Annotated in this window: 4 protein-coding genes; all 4 read left to right on the top strand. The window is 38.7% G+C overall.

What is annotated here, in order from left to right:
• Positions 1 to 566, top strand: a 566-nt coding sequence (locus HY841_14815) for a hypothetical protein (protein MBI4932027.1), incomplete at its 5' end; no start/stop codon positions are given.
• A 542-nt stretch (positions 567 to 1,108) separates the two neighbouring features.
• Complete coding sequence (locus HY841_14810) at positions 1,109 to 1,600, top strand: hypothetical protein (GenBank protein MBI4932026.1); 492 nt, start codon at positions 1,109 to 1,111, stop codon at positions 1,598 to 1,600.
• A 900-nt stretch (positions 1,601 to 2,500) separates the two neighbouring features.
• The gene (locus HY841_14805; GenBank protein ID MBI4932025.1) at positions 2,501 to 4,069 is read left to right on the top strand and encodes a T9SS type A sorting domain-containing protein; all 1,569 of its coding nucleotides are present in this window, start codon (positions 2,501 to 2,503) and stop codon (positions 4,067 to 4,069) included.
• A gap of 11 nt (positions 4,070 to 4,080) precedes the next feature.
• Positions 4,081 to 7,245, top strand: coding sequence for a hypothetical protein (locus HY841_14800; GenBank protein ID MBI4932024.1), 3,165 nt, complete (start codon positions 4,081 to 4,083; stop codon positions 7,243 to 7,245).
• Positions 7,246 to 7,288 lie beyond the last annotated feature (43 nt).

Genomic DNA, 7,288 nt, shown 5'->3' with positions numbered 1-7,288 from the left:
TCGCAATCACCCACCGTGCAACACTAAACGATGAACTCGTTACACTTTTTAAAGAAGCAAATGAAATCCTCAACAAAACTTTAGACCCCATTTCCGTATCTTTCAAAACAAACGGCAACAAACATTATTTAAGCGACTACCAAAAGGCAAGAGAAATAATTGACCTCGGAAAAGGAACCACACGCATCAAAGGAAAAATCACAATGCTTTCTGCCGATGGCGAACCCGCCTACAACAAAACAGTAAAAATAAATGAGCAGAATGTAGAAGTCAAAACCGATGTAGAAGGATTATTCGTTCACGAACCCGAAGCCCCAGCAACAGTTACCATGACAGACCAAGCGGACAAATGGAATTTAACCAATGGACAATTTGTTAAGGTATTCATTGACGGACAGCGTTCGTTGACTTTTAACAAAGTTGGAGTTAAAATAGTTGTAAAAATAAATCCATCGTTTAACGGACGCTTGTCATCGGGGGACTGTCTTTCAATCTTTCTTCGCTTACTTTTTCTTCGTGGACAGTTACTTCGTTCAAATTTTTCTCGTGTGACAGTCCCGCGCTGACTTTGTAGAAAAACTTTATCGGGACAGACAATCGGTTCTCACAAAGACGGCTCAACGGTTGGTGACGGCTCTACAAAAAAATACAAATACATTTTATCGGCTGACAGTTTCGCTGGCTCTTCTTCGCTGTTCATCGGCAGACTATAATTTTATTCGCAGACAGCCAAGCAATAAATAAATTCAGCGGGACAGTTGCATTTGTTCCGACCGCTTTTCTCGCAAGACAGTTTCGCGCAGACTTTCAAATACAAAAAACAAAAACATCGGCAGACAACTTTTCCGCACCGACAAATTTTTTCTATCAAGACAAACCCAAAACAAATTTTCGCTCGACAATTTCTCCTTTAACAAATTGTTTCGCGCGGTGGGACAGCAACGCAGGATAAAAAAGCAACGAACTGCCAACATCGGGTTTGCGTCATGCGGGTTTTCTTTTTCGCGGAAAGGTTTTATTTCCTATTTTTGCTCTGTGCAAGCGGACAGTAAAGCAATTCTTTCTCCCGCACATCGCAAACCTGAAAAACGTTAGGTGGCATTTTCAAATGGACAACATCGGACAACATTTCGACAGACAAATTTTCTATCTCAATCCTCGACAGGCAAAAAACTGGGCGGACAGTTTGCCGACAGACAACTGGGCAGTTCTTCTCATCGCGGACAATCTCGACAGCGACTTAATAAACAAAATTGCAAACCAATGCTTAGACAAAAATGTCCGTTACGTTTGCGCAACTGGACAGCAGAGTAAAGCCATTGAAGAAACTTTCGACCAGTTCATAGTTCAAAGAAAAATAGACAGCGGTGAGAGCGCGGACAGCCCCGACAACTTTGAAGACTCTCCGCTGACAGTTTCGGATGACAGTTTAGAAGAAGAGTTTTGGTTTTCACTCACGACAGCGTTTCATCCAAACTTTGACATTACAAAAGTTATTTGTCTTGACCTCACCGACAGCGGACAAAAAGAAAAACTAACAGACTTGGTGACAAAAATAAATTCAGGTTGGTTACCATCGGACAATGAATCTCTCGCTTAAAAATTCCTCGCACGGTGACAGTTTTGTCGTCCAGACTGTCTTGAATAGACAATTTCTTCCTCGACAATCTATTTCGTTAGACAGCGACTCCTCTAATAATCTTGTTCATCTCGGTCGACAGTCTTGACAGACAAAACGCCACCTAACAGCGGGCGTGCGCAATGCGGGTTTACTTTTTGAAAAAATGTTTTCAGTATTTAATTATCTTTGTGCTGGCGGACAGCAAAGTGTTTTTTAATCCCGCACTTCGCACGCCCGCGGAACGTTGGCAACAAGGCGCAAAATTTTCTGCTCGGCAGACAATTACTCTATTTTAATAAAGCTTTTCAACGTTAGACAGCCAAGTGCGCGAGTATAATTCATGGCAGTTCCGCACTGCCGTTGGACATTAACGCAGTCCTTCAACACAAAATACAAACAGCAAAACCAACTGCAGACAACTCTTCACTTCGCTCTACAGCTTCTCCTTCCCAAACAGCAGACAAAAAACCACATATAATAAGGTAGCGGGACAGTTCCATACTTCGCTTGACCGTTACTCCAATCTCGACAGCAACACACATGTTTCGGTCAGACAATCTTGCAATCCTTCACCGTTGCGTTTAACCGGACAGCATATATCTTTCGCATGGCAATTCGTACAATCTTGATATAACTCAACAAAGGTAAAAGAGGTGAAGCACCACATTTCCCTTTGCTCCAAGTCACGAAGAAAACTCGAAAAAAGATTTCTTTATGATAATTTGTTCATGAATTAGAAAACCATACATTTGTCCTATCCAAATGAAAATCCTATTTTATAAGAATATGAAATTAATTTTATAGAAAAGGTTTCTTCCACTCTCTTTAGCGGGCAGAGAAAAAGAAACTGAAATGTAAATTGTCTTAAACAATAAAGACATGAACTTTTTAGTGATAAAAAAAATCTCTGCTTTGTTTTTTTTTAAAACGCTTTTTCTTATTGCTTTTTCCTTCATTTCGTATTTTTCCTTCTCCCAACAGATTTATTTTAACAACAGATATGATTTCCAAAACACATCATGGAATGGCGGGTTAGGAATAGTTGCTGTAAATGACGGATATATTATTTGCGGCTCAGCCGGAGATACAACTTCTTTTGGTTATTATAGAACAACCATAACAAAAATAGATACGCTTGGAGTTAAAATATGGGATAAATCCTACGGAAAATCAGGATATGATTCTTATTCAGGTTATCCAATAAAAACTATTGATGGAAATTTTGCTATTGGAAATTCATTTACAGATTACACTTCTTCTCCATCACAAAATAAAGTCCAGCTAATTAAATTCGATAGCAATGGTGATACCCTTTGGACAAAAAAATATGGATCTACAAATATTTTTTATGCCGGCTATATGTGTAAACAAAAATCTAATGGAACTTATGTAATAACAGGTGCAAAAAGCATAGGAGCAGGAAATGATAATGTACTCCTTATTAAAACAGATAGCGATGGCAACAAGATTTGGGAAAAGAATTACGGTGGAGCAGCAATAGATTACGGATGGTCAGTTGATATTTGTAATGATGGCGGATATATCATTGGAGGCTTTACTTCAAGTTACGGTGCTGGAGATTATGATACTTATATTATAAAAACAGACAGTACGGGAAATTTTCAATGGCAGAAAACTTTTGGAGGTTCTTATTTTGATAATCCTGGATTTGTAATTGCAAGCGCAAATGACAGTAGTTATGTAATTGCATGCGGTCTTTCAGTTTCTATTTTCCCCGGTAATTTCTGGCAATCAAAACCCAGAATAATAAAAATTGATAATTCAGGAAATCTACAATGGAGCAAATTATATGGACCTGCGAGATATGGAGCAACACTTTGTTCTATTCGTGAACTACAAGACGGCAGCTATATTGTGGCGGGGCAAACTGCTGATACAAATGGCACACCACAAGGCAATGGATTTCCAGATGGGATAGTTATTAAAACAAGCGCGATAGGAGACAGCATATGGTATAGAATGTTTGATAAATTATCTGGCAATCAGAGCCAAAACTATTTAAGAGATTTACTTTACACCACGGATGGAGGCATCGTTTCATGCGGATTTACGATACCCGCTTCCCCTGATACTGGAACAGAAGATACTTGGTTAATAAAGTTAGATGGATGTGGTTGTTTATTTGCCAACTGCGATACAGCTTGTAGCGTAACAGGTATCCCTGAAATAGAAAATGCAAATAGTATCACAGTCTTTCCAAATCCCACAAGCAATCTTGTAAATTTTTATTTCAACTTGCCATTGAGCAAGGAGCAAGTAAATCTGATAATGTATGATATGAATGGTAAAAAAGTAAAAGATATGTCAGGAATTAATTATGAAAAAGAGAAAAGCATTAATATTTCTGATTTGCCGAATGGATTATACTTTTATTCATTACATACAAGTAAAACTATTATAAACGGAAAAATAATTATCCAACACTAATACCACTTCAAATGAATGCTCAACAAACATCCACAACCATCATCGCCATGATGCTCTCGGTTTTTGTTATTGCACAACAAATTCAGCCTCCAATTCCTCCTCCACCAACACCTCCCTTTGCTAAACACTTGCAAACAAGTTTTGGAAAAACAACAGATGGATTGCCCCCAAACGGCAGCAATGATGCTGAAGATTGGATATTGAATGTGAAACAAACAAAGGACGGTGGCTATATCGCTTGCGGATTTTCCCAAACCTCTTATATCACGGGCGACCCATGTAATGGAAGTAGCACAAACAATATTCCACCATATAATAAAGAAACAAATCCATCTATTGTTAAACTTAATGCTCATGGTCAGGTGGAGTGGGAAAAAACATATTCAGCAGGTGAACCAAGCAAGTATGGATATATGAGCGATATTATTGAATTAAGTGATGGAAGTGGGTTTGCTGCTATCGGGCATAAAAGAACAAATTTCACCGGCTATCCCACTGGATGTATAAAAAAATTATATTATGTAAGAATTGACATTAACGGAAATATAATTTCTGAAAAACATATTGGTTACGTTTCTTCCACAATGGAGGACGGCATTGTAGTTCCACAAGGCGGATCTTTAGTTGAAGTTAAAGGAACTCCTTCAACACTTGTTTTAGCTTATACAGTAAATTTGCAAAAGTTTCCTTGTACTTTTTCAGATAATGATATTGCCCTAATTAATATTGACCTTAATGGTAATACTATTTATTGGCAGCATAGTTTTGATGGTGGAGTGTGTAAAGGCGATGATGGAGGCGCAGTTAAAATTTATTATTCTGGAGGAACTAATCCAGATGGAACAGGAGTGGGATCGCCATTAGGATTTATTATTGCTGCAACTCAGGGAAATGCAACGGGAAGCGATGCTTGGATTATAAAAACTGACATGACTGGAAATAAAATTCTAGATAAAACAATAAATGCGCCTGCGTATCCATCTCCCTTTTATCAATACACAACATTGGGACCTTGTTCTTATCCCAACTCTGCTCCTGCAACTATTTTAGGTAATTCAAAAGACGAAGCAAATTCAATTGAACAAACTTCAGATGGTAATATCATTGTAAGCATATCATTTAATCATTATGACCTTGGATTTGGAAATCCTTCATGCTCTTCTCCTTATGGAGTTTACGGTGAAGAATATATGGAAGCAGATGCAGCACTTGCTAAATTAGATATTAGCACACTTGATTATACTGCCCCGGGATTTTTCCTGAAGAATGTTGCGCATATGAGTGGGGAAGATTTTCAACCGAAAGTGAAACAAACTTTTGATGGCGGATTTCTGCTTTCGGGGAGTACTGCTGATCCGCAAGTACGACTCCAAAACACTTTCGTAAATATGTTGCTTGTTAAAACTAATCCGAATGGAATTGTGCAACACTCTCTGCCATTTATGGCAAACAACACAGCTTTATCGACTTATAACTGTGGATTAGCAATGAATTATTGCAACGATGGCGGTGTTATTATGTCCGGAAACAATGGAGCCAATGATGATGATTATATTTTCTTGAAACTATATCCCGATTGCCAGACAAATATACCTTATGCTCCGCCAGTTATCGGTACTAACACAATATGGAACACAAGTGGAATTACAACTGTGCGCGGCACAGTACGAATCAAAAGCGGAAAAAAATTAACAATAACAGGTAGTAGTACAGTTATAGAGTTTGCCGACACACGCCAAACCAACGACTTTGATTTTCTTGCATCAAACAATCCTTTATATCCGGATGCACCAACGCGTATTATCGTAGAATCAGGTGGAACACTCATAGTAGAAAATGGCGCAACGCTAAGAGGAATTAGTTCCTGCTCTGCTTCAAATATGTGGGAAGGAATTCAGGTATGGGGCGACCCTAATCTCAAACAAACTTCTGCTACTCACGGAACTGTTATTCTGCGCACTGGCGCAATCATAAAAGATGCATTGTACGGAATTATGGCAGACGAATCTATATATGATGCAGAAGGACATGTTATGCCCATAGGCAATAATACAGCCAATCCGCGCGGTGGAGGAATCATTAAGGCAAACAATTCAAACTTTATTAATTGCAGAACAGGCGTTTATCTTTCGCCTTATTATTATTCTGATGGCGATGCCAATGCAACACAAACTTCTTTTGCCGGATGCAGTTTTAAAAATGATGCCCCGCTTGCAGACCCTGATTTTATTACCAATGACGGAATTCGTCTTGGAACAGATGCGTTTGTAAGCATGGAAGATTATCACGGAGTTAAATTTGCAGGCAATACTTTCAAATGTACACTGAGCGTAGTAACAAATATTCCAGTGCAGTTGCGCGCCACAGGAATACGGAGTTTAGATGCAAGCTATAGGGTGACCTCCTGCGATATTCCATTTAACATTGCCTGTTCCCCTTCTAACCCCTGTTGCTATTTCAACACCTTTCAAAATCTTTCTACGGGCATTGATGCAAGCGCTACTTTCCTGTCTGACATTTATGTTGATGGAAATAGTTTTACTGGCAATTTTGCTGGTATCCGTCTGAACGGGATAAATAATACAACCACAATTACACGCAATCAGTTCACAGGAATTGGTGGTAACACTCCTAAAAAAGGATATGGCATTTATTTAGGAAGTTGTACAGGGTATAAAATTGAAGAAAACAAATTTCAAAACAGTCCAGGAATATCTCGTTACGGAACAATTGTAAATAGTTCAGGAGTTTTATATAACGAGATTTACAAAAACACTTATAATGGGGTAGCATTCGGAACCCAGTCACAGCAAACCAACAGCGGTCTGCAAATAAAATGCAACCAAAATTCAGGAAATAATGTTTCTGATATTTCAGTTACAAGCGGAGCGGTTTCAAATCCACAAGGAGCTTGTAACTTTGATCCAAAATCACCTGCTGGAAATACTTTTTCTCACACCTGCTTTAATCCAACAGGAGATATTTGGGCAAACACCGGAGTTGCATCTTTTACATACAATCATCATAGTGGTTCCACCACAACGCCTCAATGCTACAGTTCGTCTATTGTTAATTTACCAGTGATAACGAACAGAAACAGGATACAAGGCATATCTTGGAAGGCAAGCGGGCAATGGACTGCAAAACCTAAAGTTATCCGTATCCCAAGAGTGTAAATCCTGTATCATTTGCTGAAAGTAAAGAGAGAGAACTTACGAT

It is taken from the genome of Bacteroidota bacterium (assembly GCA_016213405.1).
GTDB lineage: Bacteria > Bacteroidota > Bacteroidia > Palsa-948 > Palsa-948 > Palsa-948.
Note: the sequence above shows the minus strand (reverse complement) of the source record. Positions and strands in the feature narration are given on the sequence as shown.

Bases quoted from the DNA above. Each gene is read 5' to 3' on its own strand.
- HY841_14805 (MBI4932025.1), top strand. From the start codon at position 2,501: ATGAACTTTTTAGTGATAAAAAAAATCTCTGCTTTGTTTTTTTTTAAA.
- HY841_14810 (MBI4932026.1), top strand. From the start codon at position 1,109: ATGGACAACATCGGACAACATTTCGACAGACAAATTTTCTATCTCAAT.
- HY841_14800 (MBI4932024.1), top strand. From the start codon at position 4,081: ATGAATGCTCAACAAACATCCACAACCATCATCGCCATGATGCTCTCG.